Below are 3,083 nucleotides of genomic sequence, written 5' to 3'. Positions count from 1 at the left end.
CCCGCGGGGCTGCTGCAGGTCGTCCACGGCGACAAGGAAATGGTCGACGCCATCCTCGACCATCAGGATATCGCCGCCGTCAGCTTCGTCGGCTCCAGCGATATCGCGCACTATGTCTACAACCGCGGCGTGGCCGCTGGTAAGCGGGTGCAGGCCATGGGCGGAGCGAAAAACCACGGTATCGTGATGCCCGATGCCGATCTCGACCAGGTGGTGAACGACCTATCCGGCGCGGCCTTCGGCTCTGCGGGTGAACGCTGCATGGCGCTGCCGGTGGTGGTGCCGGTGGGCGAACAGACGGCGGAGCGCCTGAAGGAAAAGCTGATCCCCGCGATCAACGCGCTGCGCGTCGGCGTGTCGAACGATCCCGAAGCGCACTACGGCCCGGTCGTCACGCCCGAGCACAAGGCGCGGATCGAGAAGTGGATCGACACCGCCGAGGCCGAGGGCAGCGAAGTGGTGATCGACGGGCGCGGCTTTTCGCTGCAGGGCCACGAGAACGGCTTCTTTGTCGGCCCGACCCTGCTGGATCGCGTGACCCCGGACATGGAAAGCTACAAGGAAGAGATCTTCGGTCCCGTCCTCCAGATCGTGCGCGCCGACGATTTCGAGCACGCGCTCAAGCTGCCGAGCGAGCACCAGTACGGCAACGGCGTTGCCATCTTCACCCGCAACGGCCACGCCGCGCGCGAGTTCGCGCACCGCGTAAACGTGGGCATGGTGGGCATCAACGTGCCGATCCCGGTGCCGGTGAGCTACCACAGCTTCGGCGGCTGGAAGCGCAGCGGCTTTGGCGATGCGGACCAGTACGGCATGGAAGGCCTCAGGTTCTGGACCAAGGCCAAGAAAGTCACCCAGCGCTGGCCCGATGGCGGCGGTGACGGTAGCAACGCCTTCGTTATTCCGACGATGGGCTGATGCCAATGCGTGCGAAGCTAGCCGTTCCCATGATGCTCATGGCGCTTGCCGCCTGCAGCTCGCAGGACGACGCGGCAGATGCGCCGCCCGAAACCGATGAGACTGCGATACCGGTAGAGCCCGATGGTGGCATCGGAGACGGCGCAGAGCCGCTGTCCGACATTCGCGAGGCCGCGCAGGTCGATGGCATACCGGCACGCTTTCGCGGCGTCTGGGACTACGTAGATGGAAGCTGCGACCCCGCATCGGACCTGCGGGTGGAAATTTCCGCCGACCGTGTGATCTTCTACGAATCCGTCGGAGAGGTCGAAGCTGTTGCCGCTGGGCCTGACGGCACGGAAGTCGACCTCGCGATGGAAGGCGAGGGGCAGACGTGGGACAGCCGCTTCCGCCTCAGCCTGCAAGGCAATCCGGAGCGGCTGGTGATGCAGAATATCGAATATCCGGCCGACCCGACGAACATCCGTAAACGCTGCGCATCCTGAACAGGAGACGAAAACCATGAGCACTTTCGAAAACATCCTCGTCGAACAACGCGGCGCCGTGACGCTGGTGACGCTGAACCGTCCCAAGGCGCTGAACGCGCTCAACAGCGACGTGCTGCGCGAACTGGGGGAGGCTTTTGCCGCCTACGACGCCGACAAGTCGCAGCGCTGCATGGTGCTGACAGGTTCGGGCGACAAGGCCTTCGCCGCAGGCGCGGACATCAAGGAAATGGTCGAGAAGGAAGCAGTGGACTTCTATCTCGAGGATTTCTTCTCCGCCTGGCAAAGCAAGGTGGTGAAAGGCACGCGCAAGCCGTGGATCGCCGCCGTGAACGGCTTTGCGCTGGGCGGCGGGTGCGAGCTGGCAATGATGGCGGATTTCATCCTCGCCAGCGACAAGGCGAAATTCGGCCAGCCCGAAATCAACCTGGGCGTCGCGCCCGGCATGGGTGGATCGCAGCGCCTCACCCGCGCTGTCGGCAAGTCCAAGGCGATGGAAATGTGCCTGACGGGCCGGATGATGGATGCCGAAGAAGCCGAGCGCGCCGGGCTGGTGGCGCGCGTGGTGCCACATGACGAATTGCTGACCGACGCGATGAAGACGGCGGAGACGATTGCCTCCAAGCCGCCGATGGCCGCGATCGCGAACAAGGAAATGATCAACGCCGCGTTCGAGACGACGCTGGAACACGGCCTCGCCCACGAGCGCCGCCTGTTCCAGATCCTCACCGCCAGCGAGGACAAGGTGGAAGGCATGAAGGCCTTCGTCGAGAAGCGCGACGGCGAATGGAAGGGGCGGTGACCGGTCGCCTGATTTCACGGAGGGCGCTCATTGCGGCTGTGATGCTTATCGCAGCGCATTTTCTTTCATGGGCGTATGTCAGTTGGGCGAACGTTCAATAAGACAGTGGGAACGTGCTGTGGTGGCTGGTTGCCTTTTTGGTCTTTCCGGCATTGGCTACTTTTTGTGTCGTCTTAAGCGTCCTCCGAGGATTCCTCGGATATCGCGAAAGTGGAGAGTAGAATGAAAATCGCATTCATTGGCCTTGGCAACATGGGCGGCGGCATGGCCGCGAACCTCGTGAAGGCGGGGCACGACGTTCGTGCCTTCGACCTCAGCGAACAGGCGCTGGCCGCCGCGAAAGAGCATGGCTGCGAGACCTTCACCTCCGCGTCCGAAGCCTGCGAGGGCGTGGACGCGGTTGTTTCCATGCTGCCGAACGGCGAGATCGTGAAATCGGTCTACACCAGCGACGTGATCGGCAAGGCGCCGCAGGGCGCGGTGTTCCTCGATTGCTCCACCATAGACGTCGCCACCGCGCGCGAAGTGGCTGAGGCTGCGGAGGCCGCGGGTTATGCCATGGTCGATGCGCCGGTTTCCGGCGGGATCGCGGCGGCAGAGGCGGGCACGCTCACCTTCATGGTTGGCGGCAGCAATGAAGCTTTCGCCAAGGCGAAGCCGGTGCTGGAAGGCATGGGCAAGGCGGTGATTCACGCCGGACAGGCCGGCAACGGACAGGCCGCCAAGATCTGCAACAACATGCTGCTGGCCGTGCAAATGATCGGCACCTGCGAGGCCTTTGCCATGGCGCAGAAGCTGGGGCTGGACCCACAGACCTTCTACGACATTTCCAGCGTCTCCTCCGGCCAGTGCTGGTCCATGACGAGCTATTGCCCGGT

The 3,083-nt window shown here is 63.6% G+C and carries 4 protein-coding genes; all 4 read left to right on the top strand.

The window, feature by feature from the left end:
• Nucleotides 1–918: aldehyde dehydrogenase family protein (locus D4Q51_RS00070; protein ID WP_120075307.1), on the top strand; the 918-nt coding region annotated here is incomplete at its 5' end.
• A 5-nt stretch (nt 919–923) separates the two neighbouring features.
• A complete protein-coding gene (locus D4Q51_RS00065) occupies nt 924–1,403 on the top strand; it encodes a hypothetical protein (protein ID WP_162925063.1) in 480 nt (159 codons plus the stop codon).
• A 16-nt stretch (nt 1,404–1,419) separates the two neighbouring features.
• Nucleotides 1,420–2,205, top strand: coding sequence for an enoyl-CoA hydratase-related protein (locus D4Q51_RS00060; protein WP_120075303.1), 786 nt, complete (start codon nt 1,420–1,422; stop codon nt 2,203–2,205).
• Nucleotides 2,206–2,427: 222 nt separating this feature from the next.
• Nucleotides 2,428–3,083, top strand: a 656-nt coding sequence (gene mmsB / locus D4Q51_RS00055) for a 3-hydroxyisobutyrate dehydrogenase (protein ID WP_120075300.1), incomplete at its 3' end; no start/stop codon positions are given.

It is taken from the genome of Aurantiacibacter odishensis (assembly GCF_003605195.1).
Classification (GTDB): domain Bacteria; phylum Pseudomonadota; class Alphaproteobacteria; order Sphingomonadales; family Sphingomonadaceae; genus Alteraurantiacibacter; species Alteraurantiacibacter odishensis.
The sequence above is the reverse complement of the archived record's forward strand: the minus strand, read 5'-3'. Positions and strand labels throughout refer to the sequence as shown.

Bases quoted from the DNA above. Each gene is read 5' to 3' on its own strand.
- D4Q51_RS00065 (WP_162925063.1), top strand. From the start codon at position 924: ATGCGTGCGAAGCTAGCCGTTCCCATGATGCTCATGGCGCTTGCCGCC.
- D4Q51_RS00060 (WP_120075303.1), top strand. From the start codon at position 1,420: ATGAGCACTTTCGAAAACATCCTCGTCGAACAACGCGGCGCCGTGACG.